The organism is Gordonia sp. 852002-50395_SCH5434458, assembly GCF_001665905.1.
Classification (GTDB): Bacteria; Actinomycetota; Actinomycetes; order Mycobacteriales; family Mycobacteriaceae; genus Gordonia; species Gordonia jacobaea.
Map to the genome: position 1 here is coordinate 1 of NZ_LZTC01000041.1, position 16,084 is coordinate 16,084.

General features: G+C 66.3%; 15 protein-coding genes. 6 read left to right on the forward strand and 9 right to left on the reverse strand.

Going from position 1 to position 16,084, the window contains the following annotated elements; translation table 11 throughout:
* Positions 1-226: 226 nt before the first annotated feature.
* A complete protein-coding gene (adhP, locus tag A5785_RS09745; protein ID WP_197500814.1) occupies positions 227-1,288 on the reverse strand; it encodes an alcohol dehydrogenase AdhP in 1,062 nt (353 codons plus the stop codon).
* Positions 1,289-1,603: 315 nt separating this feature from the next.
* On the opposite strand from adhP, the gene A5785_RS09750 reads away from it, so the two are divergent.
* The gene (locus A5785_RS09750; protein ID WP_049697834.1) at positions 1,604-2,122 is read left to right on the forward strand and encodes a hypothetical protein; all 519 of its coding nucleotides are present in this window, start codon (positions 1,604-1,606) and stop codon (positions 2,120-2,122) included.
* A 48-nt stretch (positions 2,123-2,170) separates the two neighbouring features.
* Here A5785_RS09750 and A5785_RS09755 read toward each other — a convergent pair whose 3' ends face one another.
* The 6 genes from A5785_RS09755 to pdxH form a co-directional block, all read right to left on the reverse strand.
* On the reverse strand, positions 2,171-3,256 hold the full coding sequence (locus tag A5785_RS09755; protein ID WP_049697833.1) for an isopenicillin N synthase family dioxygenase: 1,086 nt from the start codon (positions 3,254-3,256) through the stop codon (positions 2,171-2,173).
* 55 nt (positions 3,257-3,311) lie between these two features.
* Positions 3,312-4,604, reverse strand: coding sequence for an MFS transporter (locus A5785_RS09760; protein WP_005206629.1), 1,293 nt, complete (start codon positions 4,602-4,604; stop codon positions 3,312-3,314).
* A gap of 70 nt (positions 4,605-4,674) precedes the next feature.
* Positions 4,675-5,388, reverse strand: a complete 714-nt coding sequence (locus A5785_RS09765; protein WP_049697832.1) for a hypothetical protein — start codon at positions 5,386-5,388, stop codon at positions 4,675-4,677.
* 5 nt (positions 5,389-5,393) lie between these two features.
* Entirely contained in the window at positions 5,394-6,806 is a 1,413-nt protein-coding gene (locus tag A5785_RS09770; RefSeq protein ID WP_049697831.1) for a hypothetical protein, read from the reverse strand.
* 126 nt (positions 6,807-6,932) lie between these two features.
* Complete coding sequence (locus A5785_RS09775) at positions 6,933-7,727, reverse strand: hypothetical protein (protein ID WP_049697830.1); 795 nt, start codon at positions 7,725-7,727, stop codon at positions 6,933-6,935.
* A 161-nt stretch (positions 7,728-7,888) separates the two neighbouring features.
* Entirely contained in the window at positions 7,889-8,584 is a 696-nt protein-coding gene (gene pdxH, locus A5785_RS09780) for a pyridoxamine 5'-phosphate oxidase (protein WP_049698069.1), read from the reverse strand.
* A 185-nt stretch (positions 8,585-8,769) separates the two neighbouring features.
* On the opposite strand from pdxH, the gene A5785_RS09785 reads away from it, so the two are divergent.
* The 4 genes from A5785_RS09785 (at position 8,770) to A5785_RS23965 (ending at position 13,509) form a co-directional block, all read left to right on the forward strand.
* Positions 8,770-9,897: a citrate synthase 2 gene (locus A5785_RS09785; protein ID WP_005206634.1), complete on the forward strand. Its 1,128-nt coding sequence runs from the start codon at positions 8,770-8,772 to the stop codon at positions 9,895-9,897.
* Between the two features lie 56 nt (positions 9,898-9,953).
* Entirely contained in the window at positions 9,954-11,099 is a 1,146-nt protein-coding gene (gene serC / locus A5785_RS09790) for a phosphoserine transaminase (protein ID WP_049697829.1), read from the forward strand.
* 208 nt (positions 11,100-11,307) lie between these two features.
* Complete coding sequence (gene sepH / locus A5785_RS09795) at positions 11,308-12,267, forward strand: septation protein SepH (protein WP_049698068.1); 960 nt, start codon at positions 11,308-11,310, stop codon at positions 12,265-12,267.
* Between the two features lie 12 nt (positions 12,268-12,279).
* Positions 12,280-13,509, forward strand: a complete 1,230-nt coding sequence (locus A5785_RS23965; protein ID WP_064866247.1) for a DUF6928 family protein — start codon at positions 12,280-12,282, stop codon at positions 13,507-13,509.
* 42 nt (positions 13,510-13,551) lie between these two features.
* Here A5785_RS23965 and A5785_RS09805 read toward each other — a convergent pair whose 3' ends face one another.
* Together A5785_RS09805 and A5785_RS09810 are read right to left on the reverse strand one after the other, a co-directional pair.
* The gene (locus A5785_RS09805) at positions 13,552-13,893 is read right to left on the reverse strand and encodes a DUF2537 domain-containing protein (RefSeq protein ID WP_049697827.1); all 342 of its coding nucleotides are present in this window, start codon (positions 13,891-13,893) and stop codon (positions 13,552-13,554) included.
* Entirely contained in the window at positions 13,890-14,762 is an 873-nt protein-coding gene (locus A5785_RS09810) for a TrmH family RNA methyltransferase (RefSeq protein WP_049697826.1), read from the reverse strand. Before A5785_RS09810 ends, A5785_RS09805 begins: the two co-directional genes overlap by 4 nt.
* 66 nt (positions 14,763-14,828) lie before the next feature.
* Here A5785_RS09810 and A5785_RS09815 point away from each other — a divergent pair, with 66 nt between their 5' ends.
* Positions 14,829-16,070, forward strand: coding sequence for a GNAT family N-acetyltransferase (locus A5785_RS09815; protein WP_049697825.1), 1,242 nt, complete (start codon positions 14,829-14,831; stop codon positions 16,068-16,070).
* Positions 16,071-16,084 lie beyond the last annotated feature (14 nt).

The window sequence follows — 16,084 nt, forward strand, 5'->3', positions numbered from 1 at the left end:
CGGTCGTCAGCGCGACGCCAAGACAATAATCTCCTCGGCGCCCCGCTCACGTCACGATTGTGTACGCACCCCGGCTCGAGCCAGACCCTGCCACCCGTATACACCGCCCAGCATCCCGGCCGGGCTAGATGTGTGTCGAATCGAAGGATCTGTGTGCTGCAGCACCCACATCTTCCGATACGACACACATTCTCGATATAAGTGGAGCCGTTACAAACAACGCCGCTCAGCCGGCGTCCTTGGCCATATCCATCACGACGCGGCCTTCGATCTTGCCGTGCTCCATCTCGTCGAACACCGCGTTGATATCGGTCAGACTGCGTACCGAGTAGGTGGGCGTGATCTTGCCCCGCGCGTAGAAATCGAGAGCCTCGCTCATGTCCTTGCGGGTTCCGACGATCGAGCCGCGCACAGTCAACCCGAGCAGCACCGTGCTGAAGATGTCGAGCGGGAACTGATCGGGCGGAAGACCGACCAGGACGACGGTCCCACCGCGCCGCAGTGCGCTGATCGCCTGTGGAAACGCGTGCTTGTTGACCGCGGTGACGAGTGCGCCGTGAACGCCACCACCCGTGGCTTCCTGCAGTTCGGCGCCCGGGTCGGCGGACGTCGCGGCATTGACCGTGATCTCGGCGCCGTGATGGCGGGCGAGTTCGAGCTTCTCGTCGTCAACATCGAACGCCGCCACCCGACGACCCATCGCGATCGCATACTGCACCGCGATGTGCCCGAGTCCGCCGATACCGGAAATCAGCACCCACTCACCGGGTTTGGTGTCGGTGCACTTCAGACCCTTGTAGACGGTGACGCCCGCGCACAGGATCGGGCCGACGGCGGCGAGATCGGCACCTGACGGAATGATGGGACAGTAGCGTGAGTCGACGAGCATGTAGCGGCCGAACGAACCGTCGACCGAGTACCCACCGTTCTTCTGGTTGGGACACAGTGTCTCCCAACCGGTTTCGCACCATTCACATTCGCCGCAAGCACTCCACAGCCACGCATTTCCGACGACGTCGCCCACCTTGATACGGGTGACGTCGTCGCCCACCGCAACGACGGTCCCGACTCCCTCATGGCCCGGCACGAAGGGCGGCTCTGGCTTGACGGGCCAATCACCATGTGCCGCATGGAGATCGGTGTGGCAGACGCCGGTGTAGTCGACGCGCACCAGCGCTTCGTTTCCAGTGGGGGCCGGAACGTCGATCGAATCGACTGTCAGGGGCTTGGTGAAGTCATGGACGACGGCTGCGCGCATCGTCGAAGGGGTTTGCGAGGATGTGGTCATTGTGCTCTCCTGCACGGTCTTTGCACGTCTCGACGTTCGGACGCGGTGGCATCTGCCGTATCGTCCTTTTCCGCCCCAAAGGTTCCGCATGACGCCCAGGTTCCTCGGCTCCGGCGACGTTCCACCGACCCTCCCCGACACACGTGCCCTCACTGCCGTTATATCAGCGATGCGCTCGACGCCGCGCGGTTCGTTACAGTTCTGCCGCCCTCGAAACCTGTGACCCAAGCCACGGAACGTCGTGCTAATTTGTTTGCGCAAATGAACGATCACCGTTGCGTCCACGACGCCCAAACCCAAGGATCAGGTGCGTACATGCCCGTTTTCGGGTCAAAGTTCCGCAGTAAGAGTCGTCGGCTCGCCGCCGGGGTCGCTGTCGCAGCGTCGGCAGCTCTGGGCATCGGAATCGGCGGAGGTGGCGCGGATGCGGCGCCGGCGCCCCGACCGTTGCCCCACTACACAAGCACCGGCGACAACTTCGGCTTCTTCGGCGACCATGACTACTGTCGTGGCTCTGTCCATGTCACGTTGACCTCTCCCAAGCGCGGCGTGCTCAAGGCGACACTGACCTCGTTCGGCTTCACCGGCAACGGTGCCGGGTGGGCACGGAATCCGCGGTGCAGCTCGCTCATCATGCTCAGCAACGGTGCTTCATTGATTCCGCAGGAGAAGTTTTTGCGCGCTACGTTCGGGCGCAAACCAGGCGAGACCCAGTCGCTCGAACTGCGTACGGGCTCGGGCGCCGTCCAGGTGATGATCGGTGCGTACGCACTCAACACTCCGGTACGAGTTCTTCAGGGCTACGGGTTCGGCGGCTGGGTGATCGTTCCCTGACGAGTCCGACCGCGGCCCCTTGACCACCGGACACCGGCCGTGAGCGATCTACTGCTGCCCGAGTCCCCGCTGCATGGCGCGCTGGACTCGGGCAGCTTCACGTTTGGCGTACGGATTTGCCTGTCCCGCACGTGATCCGGCGAGTTTTGCGCCGATGTGCTCGCCCACCGTGATCGGCGAGTACCGGCTTCCGGCGCCGACGCACGACGGAAGCGTGGAGATCGTCGCGTCGATGTTGCCGTCGTGAAAGTAGGCGGCGGAGCGTCGGCGTTCAATACTCCCGTCGACGATCGGCGGCTTGACCCGATGCAACGTCGACATCCATCGCTCATTGGTCCAGCGGGCCATCAGATCACCGAGGTTGATCAGTAATGCCCCGTCTTCGGGAGCGACGTCGTGCCACTGACCGTTGCCGTCGAGGACCTGCAGACCGCGCACCTGGTCGGCCCAGAGCACGGTGACGATGCCGTAGTCGGTGTGCTCCCCCATGCCCGTCAGCTCGCCGTCGAGCTCCACCTCGCCGGGCGGCAGCGCGTAGTTGTTCATGCGCAGCACGTCGAGGGAGTGATCGGTGTAGCCGTCGAAGAAGTCGGACGGGAGGTCGAGTGCGTCGGCGAAGATCTTGGTCAGGGTGTGCGCGACCCGTCGAGCCTCGGCAAAGTACGTCGACACCGCGGCCTCGAAGTGGTCGACCTGCGGCCAGGTGTTGTCGGCGTACTGGTCGTCTGGGAGCTCGAGATCAGGGTACTCCTTGGCTTCGACGCCGACGTTGTACGCCTCGAAGAAGTCGTTCATGCGATTCGCTGATTCGACGCCGAGCGACAACGAGAGTGATTCGGACTTCGGCGGCGCGTACCCACGATTGATCTCCGGCGGGGTGCGATACGCCTTCTTCTGGTCGAGGGGTAGTGCGAAGAAATCGTCGAGCACCGCGGTGAACTCGTCGATCACGGCCGATGGAATCTCGTGCCCCACAATCTGCATGAAGCCCACCGAACTGGCGGCGTCGTCGATCTGCGCGGCGACGACAGCCTTGTCGGCGGCGCTGCCGCCCGCGATATACGGCGTGATGTCGATGAGCGGGACACGAAAGCCGCTGCGCGATTCCCCGACGGTGACAGTCATGCGCTCCATCTTGGCATCGAAATCTCTGGTCCGCTGGTCAGGGCATCGTCGGCGATCTCGACGCTCACCCCTGGCCTTCGGCCCGCTCGGTGATGGTGCGCCCGATGCGGTATCGCACGAATGCCGGAACCACAAGCGCGGCAAGGACTGTGCCGATCACGACGAGCACACCACCACCGGTCGTGGTGAGTGCGACGCCGATCGACACCGCGACCGCGCCATGTACGACGTCGGCGATTCGCGGACCACCGGCGACGACGACGATGAACACGCCTTGCAGTCGACCGCGCACGTCGTCGTTGGCCGCGGCCAACAGGATCGACTGACGGAATGCCGCCGACGCCATGTCGGCGGCACCACCGATCATCAGCAGCACCAGGGCAACCGGGAGCCACGGCATCGCGCGACCATGTGCAAATCCCACCGCGATACCCGCACCGGCGATCGCGACGCCCCAAATGATGACGCACACAATGACAGCCAGGCCCTGCCGTTGAACGCGACTCACCCATCCGGAGAAGACACCGCCGATCACGGCACCGGCAGGGATTGATGCGAACAACAGCGCGAACGCCCAGCCGCCGTCGATCGGCCCACCGAAGTTCTCGTGGGCCATCTGCGGAAACAGCGCCCGCGGCATGCCGAAGATCATGGCAATGAGGTCGACCACGAACGACACCATCAGGATCTTGTGCGCCCCGAGATAGCGCAGACCGTCGATGACCGAGCGCAGCCCGGGAACCTTGGGCGCGTCGCCACTGAGCGGTCGGAGCGCGGGCAACATCACGACCGCCGCGAGCGTCGGTACGAGGAAGATGGTGTCGAGGAGATAGAGGAGCGGATACCCAAGTATCGGGATCAACGCACCACCGACGAGCGGACCCGCTATCGCGCCGGCCTGCATGACCGTCATATTCAATGACAGCGCAGCAGGGAGCTCCTCGTCGGGAAGCAGCCTCGGCAGCACCGCCGTACGCGTCGGCTGGTTGACCGCGAAGAATGCCTGCTGAATTGCGAACAGCGACAGGATAATCCAGACATTTCCGACACCGAACGCCGACTGTGCCCAGAATGCCGCACTGCACGCGATCAGCCCGATCGTGGTGCAGATCAACAAGATTCGACGATCCAGCACGTCTGCGAGCGCCCCGCCCCACAGACCGAAGATGACGAGCGGCACCAAACCGAAGAGTCCGGTGAGTCCCACATACGCGGAACTGCCTGTGATGGTGTAGATCTGGGCCGGTACCGCGACGATCGTCAGTTGAGCACCGATGACGGTGACGATGTTCGCCACCCAGAGACGCCGAAAGTAGATATTGCGCAGAGGCGTCGTATCGGCGAGCAGGCGGGGCACCGAAGCAGTTTAGCGACACGTACTACCAGCGAGTGAATCCCGTTGGCGTATTACCTACTGGGCGATACCTCTACTGGGCGGCAGTGCCCTGCGTCGCCCGCGCGAGAGCCTGCAATGACACCCATGTCGCCGGGAGGAACTTCTCCTGCGCAACACGGCCCATTGCCAGCCCGCTGCCGAGCACCGGTTCGTAGTCGAATCCGACGACCGCAGCCACGCTCGCGCCGACGGTGTCGATCAGCAGTGTCCGGAGCGACGCTTGATTCGGTAGCGGAACGGGGTTGTTGATCACGACGACGGACCGTTCGAGTACGCCCGCCTTGTGCCACTCGGACAAGAACGGGCGCGCCCGGTTGAGGAGATCAGGCCGTACACCGAGCACGATCACCGGCGTGACTTTGTCGATCAATACGTCGTCGGTGAGATCGGCAAGTGATGTGAGTAGACGCGCACCGGCGTCGACGACCGGCACGGCGCCGTTGCCCCAGACTTCCTCGACCGTGTCGACCACCGATGCTCCTTCGGCGGCGAGGTGGAGGCCGGTACCGAGTTCGCTTCGCAGCAACGACGGGTCGCCACGCCCCTGTAGCCGCAACTCGATATCGCAGTCGTTGCCCGATGCGTCAACCCACCACGACGCAGCGCCGAGCGTCGTCGCCGCCCGATACTCAGCGAGAAGTGCTGAGATCACCGACGTTCCGACACCACCGGCAGAGCCCACCACGACGACCGCGTGTGGCATCGCGGCCGCCTGTTGAGCTCCCTGCACGCTGGTGTCGGACATGTCGATCAGCGGCCTGCTGCGTGCCGACCCACCTTGGCGACGGCGGGTGCTGCTTCTTCGGATCGAGATACGTCTGTCTTGGTCGCGTCCGCCGGGGCGTCGACGGTCGCTGCCACCGGAGTCGACTGTGCCGCAACGGCTTCCGATGCCGTTGCGTCGTCGGGTAGCGCGTGGCGACCCACAGCCTCCTGGGGCCAGTTGACCTCGGAGCCGGGAACCTGAGCGTCGAGACTGCCCGTCATCTGCTTGGTCAGCTCGCGGAAGTGCTTCTCGAGCGCAGCGCCGAGCGGCCCGAGTGCCTTGTACGGCGCCTGCGCCTGCTCTGCCGACCACGTGGTGGTCTGGTTGCCAACCTTCACGTTGACATCGCCGCGATAGTTGACCACGTAGTCGACGCCGGGCAGCCCCTGTTCGGCGGCCGACTCAGCAGGAACCGACAGCTCGAACTGGTTGATGCTGGGATCGACCGGCTCAGGCTTGGCGTGCTTGGGCTGCTTGGGATTTCCGTTCTCGTCGAGCTTCCAGGGCTCCTGCGGGTGCGCGCCCGGATCGCCTGCGCCGAGCGTGTACGCGGCGATGCCACCAATGGTGCCGCCGATCGTCGCGCCGAGGGCGGCTCCGCCGACAGCGCCCGCTGCCGCTCCGCCTGCCATGCCGATCGGGAGGCCGATGAGAGCGCCGACGGCGCCCCCCGAGAGTGTTCCCACGCCGGGCACCGAAACCGGGGTCAGGGCAACGGCACCGACACCGGCACCGACCCCCGCACCGACCGCTGCGCCCGGCAGCACGCCGACAAGCGCTCCGGGAATGACACCGGCGGCAGCACCTGCGGCACCACCGATGGCCACGCCGATGATCGTGGCCGCGGCCTGACGCGACGCTTTGTCCTTCGGCACGCCGAGGGAGATCAGGTTCTGGGCGATCTTGGCCTCACCGTAGGCCGACCACGCGTTGATGGAGTTGACGTCCTTGTCCGACATGCCGTCGGGGATGTCGGTCACGAAGTTTCCGACGCGAATCTTGTTGGGCGGCGGGGCAATCGGGCGCACCGGCGCAACGGGCTTCGGCGCCCGGAGCGGCGCGTCGGGTACGGGGCTGTAGTACGTGCTGTAGCCGGGGTCGGTGTAGCCCGACTCCTCATACTGCGGGGCAGCGGTGTACGGCTGGTAAGGAGCTTCTTGGGGCGGGGCCGGGATCGAACCGGCACCGGGGACGTTGATCGGCGCGGATGGTTCGGGCGCCGGCGTCGGAGCCGTACCGCCCTGTTGGGGAGCGGTATCGGTCGGCGCGGTGCCGCCCTGCTGCGGCGCGGAATCGTTGGGGTTCGTTCCGCCCTGTTCCACAGCTGCCGCCGAACCGGCACCCAACGCAGTCGCGATGGAGGCGACGAGAACCGCAGAGGTGACCGCCGTCTTCATCGAAGGTCGGCGTACGTCCAATGCTGCTTCGCGAGTCCGGTTCTTGGCTGACCGTGTCATCGTCGCGTTGTCCCCCTCATTACTTCTCGACCTGAGACCGAGAACCCCGAATAGTGGCGTTGAAAATCAGTTTTCAGACTTGATCGAAGTGATCCAGTACTTGCCACCGGCCTGCACAGTACTGATGGTCTGCTGGTAGACGATCGGCGCCCCGCCATTCGGTGGAGTCTCGGTGAGCGTCACACCATAGGTGTTGTTCCCGCGATCAGTGATCGAGAGGCAGTGACTGGTGCCGACGCCGCGTTGGTCGATGAACTTCTGCATGACATCGACAGCAGCGACCGCGTTCGGCGTCGTCACAGCTTTGGCTTTCTGAGCGTTTTTGTCGACGTAGTACGCATAGTTGAACGCCTTGATCACGTTGGGGCCCGAACTCTGGTCTCCCGCACCAGCTCCCGTGGTCACGGCGCCATTCACGCTGGCAGGGCATTTGCTAGACGCGGTACTGCTGCCTGTCGGACCGACGGCCGACGGCCGCGCAGTGGTCGACTCGCGTTCGTCGGACCCCGATAGAGCGACACCGAGAACAGTTGCGATCACCGCGATTACGAGGATCCCTGCTCCCGCGCCGACGAGTGTTCCCCGCCTCTTGTGCCAGGTGCGCGGACCTGCCGCGTTCTCTCGCTTCTGGCGAGTGTCCTCGCGCAAGCGTTCGGCCTGGGAGGTGAGGAAGGCGTCGAGCTCCTGCGAGGGAGAGGCCGACCCGGATCCCTCGCTCGACGAAGCGGTATCCGAACCGGCGACTTTCGAGGCCACCAACACACTCGACGACTCGCGCGCGAGTTCGTGCATCGGAGTCGTACCCGAGGTAGGCCACGGCGGGAGGTCGGCAAACCACTGCTCGAGATCGCTCTCGCTCAACCAGCCCTCCCCAACTGTCGCAACCACTCCCCGAACATGCTGCCGCGAAGCTTAACGCATGCGAAGAACTTGGTCACGAAAACACGGTCCCCTGTGGACCGGCAGATGGGTCTTGTCGTACCGCCCGCTTGGCTCCCGCCCCTGTGACCTTGGCGAAAGCTCTACGGCTGCAACCGAGCCGCCCGCCAGCAACCGTCGATCATGGTCAACCGCACCCGGTTGTGCAGTCGGTTGGCTCGGCCCTGCCAGAACTCGACGAAGACCGGTTCGATTCGGTACCCACCCCAATTCGACGGCGCGGGTACAGGGTCGCCGTCGTCGAATCCGCCGAACTGCTCGGCGACCGACGCGGCCTTGGCTTCGAGCTCGGCACGGCTACCGATCTCGCGTGACTGTTCCGACGCGTAACCCGACAATTGAGAGCCGCGCGGGCGGTTGTTCCAATACGCCTGCGTCTCGGCGTCGCTGACCTTGGTCACAGGCCCGCGAAAGTGAACCTGTCGTTCCAATGCGATCCATGGAAAGGTCACGGCGGCAAAAGGGTTGGCGGCGAGGTCGTGTCCCTTGTCCGAGTCGTACCCGGTGAAGAACACGACGCCCCCGGCGTCGACTCCCTTGCACAGCACGGTCCGTGTAGCCGGAAGTCCGTTCACGTCGACAGTTCCGAGCACCATCGCGTTGGGTTCGGGGATGCGCGCGGCAACGGCTTCGCGCAACCACACCGTGAACAGTTCGAGCCACGGCGGCTCACCGTCGAGCCAGCTCGGATCGAGATTGTCCCGCACCCCGTCTGCGCCAGCCGCTCGATCGCCATCGCCGACGTTGGGTGGGATGCCGCCGCCGTAACCGACGCGCATACCGGGCAGGTCGATGGGGTCGTTGTCCACGACGCCGACGGTACTCCCCGACCCGACCCGTCACCGCCCATTGGGTGAGGCGTCCCGCTGTGCCGCACCTGCTGGAGTGACCTAGAGTGCTGGGGTGGCGCCGCAGCCCCGCGCCGCGCACTTCCCACGGTGTTGCGTGGAGAGAGGTGGCCCCTGTGGCGAACAGCATTCCCGACGACTTCGTACCGGGACTCGAGGGCGTCGTCGCCTTCACGACCGAGATCGCCGAACCGGACAAGAACGGCGGTAACCTGCGCTATCGCGGGGTCGACATCGAGGATCTGGTCGAGAACGCCGTCACCTTCGCCGATGTGTGGGCCCTACTCGTCGACGGCCGGTTCGGCGACGGACTACCGCCCGCCGAACCATTCCCGCTGCCCATCCACACCGGCGATGTCCGCGTCGACGTACAGGCCGCGCTGGCCATGCTCGCCCCCATCTGGGGCTACCAGCCACTGCTCGACATCGACGACGCCACCGCACGCGCCAACCTCGCGCGCGCGTCGGTGATGGCGCTCTCGTACGTCGCGCAATCGGCACGCGGCATCCACCAACCCGCAGTGCCGCAACGGATTATCGACGAATGCCCGACAGTCACCGCCCGATTCATGACGCGGTGGAAGGGAGAACCCGACCCGAAACACATCGCGGCGATCGACGCCTACTGGGTGAGTGCAGCCGAGCATGGACTCAACGCGTCGACCTTCACAGCGCGGGTGATCGCGTCCACCGGAGCCGACGTCGCGGCGTCGCTCTCTGGAGCCATCGGAGCGATGTCGGGACCGCTACACGGCGGCGCACCGGCGCGGGTGTTGCCGATGATCGAAGAGGTCGAAAAGACCGGTGACGCAAGAGGTTTGGTCAGGGGAATCCTCGACCGCAAAGAGAAGCTGATGGGCTTCGGGCACCGCGTGTACCGTGCCGAGGACCCGCGAGCACGCGTATTGCGCCGCACCGCATCGGAACTCGACGTCCCGCGCTATGAGGTGGCCGCCGCACTCGAGCAGGCCGCGCTGACCGAACTGCGCGAGCGACGTCCGGACCGGGCCATCGAAACCAACGTCGAGTTCTGGGCGGCAGTCATCCTCGACTTCGCCGAGGTACCACCCCACATGATGCCGGCGATGTTCACCTGCGGGCGCACCGCCGGCTGGTGCGCGCACATTCTCGAGCAGAAGCAGCTCGGCAAGCTGGTCCGCCCCGCGGCGCTCTACACCGGTCCCGCGCCGCGTCGACCCGAGGACGTCGAGGGGTGGGGCGACGTCGTCAAACCGGGGTTGTAAGCGCGCGGGGAGGGGCGGAACGCAGTGGTCGGCGCCACATCCCTAGAATTGCGGGCATGAGCGACGTCGCCATCGAATCCATCACCATCCCCGCAGAGCTGCTGCCCTCCGACGGCCGGTTCGGCTGCGGACCGTCGAAGGTGCGCCCCGAGCAACTGCAGTCCCTGGTCGACATCGGAGCGTCGGTGATGGGTACCTCCCACCGCCAGGCGCCGGTGAAGAACGTCGTCGACTCGATCCGCGCGGGTCTCGCCGACCTGTTCTCGCTGCCCGAGGGCTACGAGGTGGTGCTGTCCAACGGCGGCACCACTGCGTTCTGGGATGCGGCGGCGTTCGGCCTGATCAAGCAGCGTTCGCTGCACCTGACCTACGGCGAGTTCAGCTCCAAGTTCGCGACGGTCGCCAAGAAGGCGCCGTTCCTCGACTCCCCCGCAGTGATCTCCACCGATCCGGGAACCGCACCTGATCCGGCAGCGCTGACCGTCGACGACTTCGGCGGCGTCGACCTCATCGGGTGGGCCCACAACGAGACGTCGACCGGTGTTGCTGTGCCCGTCGTCCGTCCCGCGGGTTCCGACGACGCGCTGATCGCCATCGACGCAACGTCGGGCGCAGGTGGCCTGCCGGTCGACATCGCCGACACCGACGTCTACTACTTCGCGCCCCAGAAGTGCTTCGCCTCCGACGGCGGCCTGTGGATCGCAGTGATGAGTCCCGCCGCCCTCGAGCGCGTCGACCAGATCGCCCACACCGATCGCTGGTGCCCGGAGTTCCTGTCGCTGCCGACGGCCGTCGACAACAGCGCGAAGAACCAGACGTACAACACGCCCGCACTCGCGACGCTGTTGCTCTTCGACAACCAGATCCAGTGGATGCTGGGCAACGGCGGACTCGACTGGTGCGTCGCGCGTACCGCCGACTCCAGCTCGCGCCTGTACTCATGGGCCGAGGCCAGCGAGTTCGCGACACCGTTCGTCGCCGACCCCGCGCTGCGCAGCCAGGTCGTCGGGACGATCGACTTCACCGACGACGTCGACGCCGCGCAGGTCGCAAAGGTGCTGCGCGCCAACGGGATCGTCGACACCGAGCCGTACCGCAAGCTCGGCCGCAACCAGCTCCGCATCGGCATGTTCCCGGCGATCGAGCCCGACGACGTCAGCACCCTGACCGCCGCGATCGACTACGTCGTCGGCAAGCTCTGACATTTTCCGCACAGACGCGGCTCGAGTCGGCAGACGCGGTTGGTACACCCGCCGCGTCTGCCAGTTCGGGCCGCGTCTGGCGCTTAGCAGCGCCGCGCGTTTGGGTGCGACCTGCGGATTTGCCGCGTGTCCCGACCGTCTCACGCGGATCTGTGGTCTAACCTGACGACAATGCCCGCACTCATGGCCACCAGAGGAGGAGCAGATGATGCGTGAACTTCGGGTCGTCGGCGTCGACGTCGACGGCTCGCATGTCATCTGCCAGGACACCGACTCCGGTGAGCGCTTCAAGCTCGACGCCGACGAGCGGCTCCGCGCGGCCGCCCGCGGTGACCTCTCCCGCCTCGGACAGATCGAGATTGAAATGGAATCGTCGCTGCGCCCCCGAGAAATCCAATCCCGCATCCGTGCGGGCGCGAGTGTCGAGGAGGTCGCGGCCGTCGCCGGAGTGCCGAAGGACAAGATCGAGCGCTTCGCCCACCCGGTGCTGCTCGAACGTCAGCGTGCGACCGAACTCGGCGCACTCGCCCACCCCGTTCGCCACGACGGACCGTCGACCGAAACTCTCGGCGACACGGTCACCGAGGGACTCGCCGCGTACGGCCAGAACCCCAACGAAGCGACCTGGGACGCCTGGAAGGGCGACGACGGGCAGTGGGTCGTCCAGGTCAACTGGCAGGTCGGACACACCGAGCATCACGCGCACTGGCGCTTTTCTCCCGGCTCGCACGGCGGGACCGCGGTTCCGCTCGACGATCTCGCCGAGGAACTCATCCACCCCGAGACGATAGAACCGCGACGTCGACTCATCCCGGTGAGCACGCCGACGATCACTCCCGCCGACGACGACCACGAAGAAGTCACCTTCGACGCCAACGCGTTGATCGGGGCCCAGCGTTCACGGCACGTCGAGGTGCGGGTCGAACACGACACGTACACCCTCGACTTCGGCATCGACGACGACGCTGCACAGGAGCCGACCGTCGTCGACGAAGCTCCTGCCACGGACTCCGAGCGCGGCACTCAGGACGCGTCGACAAGCCCCGACACCTCGACGTCGAGCACCGACGACAAGCCGACGGAGCATCGTCGTCGCAAGTCGCGCAAGCCTGCCGTGCCCGCCTGGGAAGACGTGCTGCTCGGTGTGCGCAGCAACGGGAACAGCTGAGCACCGGCCTCCATGTCCGCGCGCGCAGTCACACTGTGGTTCATCGACACCGACACTCCCGTCGACGTACTCCGATCCGGCGTCACCAACGACGTCGACGCGGCCAAGAAGTTGGCATCGGCCATCTATGGCGACAGCGTTCTCGTCCCGTCCGTCGACACCAACCTCGCCGCGGCGATGGACTCGGACAGTTCGCAGGTGTACGCGGGTTTCTACGGCCCGCTGACCGTGGTGTCGTGTTCGCTCTTCGCGACGTCGAAGCCGTCGACGCTGACGCGCACCGTCGAGACCATCCGCACGGCGGCGTCGATCCCCGAGAGCGCTGCCGCAGTCCTGCTCTACACCGAACCCGACTCTGCGACAGGCGTTTTCGCGCGGTGGGAAGACGGAACACTTCGACGTTCGTTTGCCGCCGACCCCGTCAGCATCATTGAGGACGACGGCCTGCCGTACCCCTTCGAGAAGCCTTTCTGGGGAGGCGAGCATCCGCTGCGGTACGCCCCCGGCGTGGCACCCGATCCGCTGGCATTGCCGTTCCATCCGCAGCAACTCGCCGAGCAGGGCAATCGGGAGTGGTTGGGTTTCCGGTTCACCCGACCCCTCGCGCCGAGCGATCTTGAACCGCTGACGATTCCCGTCACCGGCTTCGCCATCAGGCCCGCAGACTACGAGCCGACCGAGGCCGACGACGAGCGCTACCGCGAGGCCAGCGCCACGGCCGCCGCCGCAACTGCTGCTGCAACCGCGGCCGCGGCGAGCGCGCGCGAGCAGGTCCTGCAGGCCGAAGCCGCAGCGCAGCATCCCGTCGACGCTCCGCCTGCCCCGGTTCCAGGGAACACACCAGCGGTCGGCATCCCGGTCGCCGAACCGGTCGCGGCGCCGCCGATGGCCGATGGGCCGGGTGAGCCCGAGGTCGACGCTGACGTCGTGGACGCCGGGATCGTCGACACCGAAGTGGTCGACGCCGAAGCGGTCGAGACCGGGGCGGATAGGTCAGAGGAGAGTCGGCCGGTGGTCGAGTCCGAGCTGCGTGATGCACCAGCAGCGAGCGTCGAGGATGCTGTCACGGCGCCGGTTCCAACCGTGAACGCCGGCGAGGCAGCGAATTTCGACGAGCCGGGGAGTTACGGCGAGCCGGGGAGCGTCGAAGCAGAACTCCCCACCAACGGCGAGTACGTCGACGAGTCGGCGGGCTGGACGCGCCGCGTCGCGCGGTACTTCGGCTTCGGCGCCGACAAGTAGGCAGTTCGAGCAGGTCCGCCGGGTAGGTCTTCGCCGGGTGGATCAGGGATTCAGTAGCGCCAGGGCGATCGATGAGCCGACGCCTGCGAGAAATCCGATCAGCGAGCCCCACACGATCCACCGCCAGACGGGTCGGTCACGCAGTGGCCACAGTGTCCAGCCGAGTCCTCCCGCGACGAGCATCGCAACAGCAACCCCGATCCAGCGAGCCGCCACCGACCACGGCGTGATGTCGGCGACGAGCGTGTAGAGGCCGACGAGCAGCAGCGAGCAGTAGATCGCGCACGTCGTCGCGACGAAGAGTCCGCTCGCCCATGGCGTCGGTTCGCGGCGATAAAGGCCGACCGTCGACGCGCGGGCGGTGTCGAACTCGGCGAGGCTCACCGGTCTATCGTCCCTGATCGGACGCGCTCGTAAAAGGCGATTGCCGCAGCAGTCGCGACGTTGAGCGAATCCGTGCCCCTGCTCATCGGAATGCGTGCCGCGACGTGGGAGCCGCGGATGGCGGTCTCGCTGAGGCCGGGGCCCTCTGCTCCGACGAGTACGGCCACCTTGTCGGCCGAGACCGCGTCGGCGAGCGGGACCGCGGACTCGCGTGGGGTGAGCGCGACCGTCGTGAAGCCGTGATCAGCGAGGAGGTCGAGGGCGCCGCGCCAGTCGTCGAACCGCGCGTGCGGCACGAGAAGCGCGTGGCCCATGGACACGCGTACGCAGCGTCGATACAGCGGATCGGCGCAGCCCGCACCGAACAGGACCGCGTCGACGCCGAGGCCCGCTGCGTTGCGGAAGATGCTGCCGATGTTCTCGTGGTCGTTGACGCCCTCGAGCACGGCGATGGTCGTGGCTGTCGCGAGCACGTCGTCGACCTCCAACGCGGCTGGTCTGCGCGCGACGCCCAGGACTCCCCGATTGAGATGGAATCCGACGATCTCGGCCATCACCTCGGCGCTCGCGCGGTAGAACGGCACCCCGGACAGGCTGGGGTTCCGCAGGTCGTCGGACAGCTCGGTGAGTCTCTTGTCGACGCCCAGGAAGGCGTGCGGGGTGAACCGCGACGCGATCATGCGTTGAGCCACCAGAACGCCCTCAGCGATCACGAGCCCTTTGCCCGGTCGACCGCCCGGCAGCGTCGGCAGGTCGGGGCGGCGGTCGACGGAGTTGAGGTCGCGGAAGTCGTCGACGCGCAGGTCGTCGGGGTCGTCGATGTCGATGACGTCGACTGCCAGAGGTGGGGCTGAAACAGGCTCGGACACGCGGTCCAGTCTGCCGTAAGCAGTCCGAATTGCTTCTCCTGCCCTCCCATGTGACACGGTTGAGGAGTGAGATCACCGGACAATCGCAGCAGCACACTCGACCTGGGACGGGCCACGGACGCCGACTGGGACGAGATCATCACCACGGATGCGCGCGCGTTCGCGATGCGAAACCCTATTTCCGACGACGAGCGCGCGGATCTCCGCGGGAAGGTCTCCGACGACGACGTCGTACTGGTTCGGGACTCCTGGCACGACGACCGCCCGCTCGTCGGGGTGTCGATGTTCTATCGGATGCAGATGACGGTTCCCGGCGGGACGCAGGTTCCTGCGGCCGGTCTGTCCTGGGTGTCGGTCGCGTCGACGCATCGTCGGCGAGGCATTCTGCGTCGGATGATCACCGAGTTGTTCACCCAGTGGGAGCGTGAGGGTTTCGCGTTCGCGATCCTCACGGCGTCGGAGGGGACCATTTACGAACGGTTCGGGTTCGGCCCCGCATGCTTCTCCGAGAGCGTCGAGGTGACCCCGGGCCGTCCGACGTTGCGCGCAGAGGCCCCCGACCACCCCGAGGTCTACTTCGCGAACCCGCAGCAGGTCGCCGCGACGATCCCCGACATCCACGAGCGCTGGGCGCGCACACGCCCGGGCGCACTCGCGCGGACCCCGCAGTGGTGGCCTCCGATCCTCGCCGACCGTCCGTCGGAACGTCCCCCGGCCGCCAGCGGCCTGCACTACCTGCTGCACCCCGACGGCTACGCGAGCTACCGCATCCACAAGAGCTCTGCAGGCCAGGTCCGCGGCGAGGTGGAAGAACTCTTCGCGATCACCGACGACGCGCACACCGAGCTGTGGCGGGTTCTGCTCGGACTCGACCTGGTGCCGTCGCTGACGGCGTCGATCCCGGTCGACGACCCGCTGCGCGCGAAACTCACCGATCTACGGTCCGCGCCGACCACCGGACGCTCCGACGAGATGTGGGTGTCGATTCTCGACGTCCCCGCCGCGCTCAGCACGCGCACCTACTCCGCCGACCTCGACATCGTGCTCGAGGTCACCGACGGCTACCGGGAGCGGGCGGGGGTCTACGACGTATCGGTGCGGAACGGGGGCGCGATCGTCGCGCCGTCGACGTCGAAACCGACTGTGCGCATGGATATTTCCGTGCTGTCGAGCTTGTTCCTCGGCGGGGTGCAGCCGTCGCTGTTCGCGAGCGCCGGGCGCCTGTGGACAGACTCCGACTACACGCTGCGCGCGCTGACACGGGCGTTCGCCACCGACCGCGCTCCGTTCGCCGGGACGTTCTTCTGATCTCGACGGGCGGG

Bases quoted from the DNA above. Each gene is read 5' to 3' on its own strand.
- A5785_RS09770 (WP_049697831.1), bottom strand. From the start codon at position 6,806: ATGAAGACGGCGGTCACCTCTGCGGTTCTCGTCGCCTCCATCGCGACT.
- pdxH (WP_049698069.1), bottom strand. From the start codon at position 8,584: ATGCGCGTCGGTTACGGCGGCGGCATCCCACCCAACGTCGGCGATGGC.
- A5785_RS09755 (WP_049697833.1), bottom strand. From the start codon at position 3,256: ATGGAGCGCATGACTGTCACCGTCGGGGAATCGCGCAGCGGCTTTCGT.
- A5785_RS09765 (WP_049697832.1), bottom strand. From the start codon at position 5,388: ATGTCCGACACCAGCGTGCAGGGAGCTCAACAGGCGGCCGCGATGCCA.
- adhP (WP_197500814.1), bottom strand. From the start codon at position 1,288: ATGACCACATCCTCGCAAACCCCTTCGACGATGCGCGCAGCCGTCGTC.
- A5785_RS23965 (WP_064866247.1), top strand. From the start codon at position 12,280: ATGTCCGCGCGCGCAGTCACACTGTGGTTCATCGACACCGACACTCCC.
- A5785_RS09750 (WP_049697834.1), top strand. From the start codon at position 1,604: ATGCCCGTTTTCGGGTCAAAGTTCCGCAGTAAGAGTCGTCGGCTCGCC.
- serC (WP_049697829.1), top strand. From the start codon at position 9,954: ATGAGCGACGTCGCCATCGAATCCATCACCATCCCCGCAGAGCTGCTG.
- sepH (WP_049698068.1), top strand. From the start codon at position 11,308: ATGCGTGAACTTCGGGTCGTCGGCGTCGACGTCGACGGCTCGCATGTC.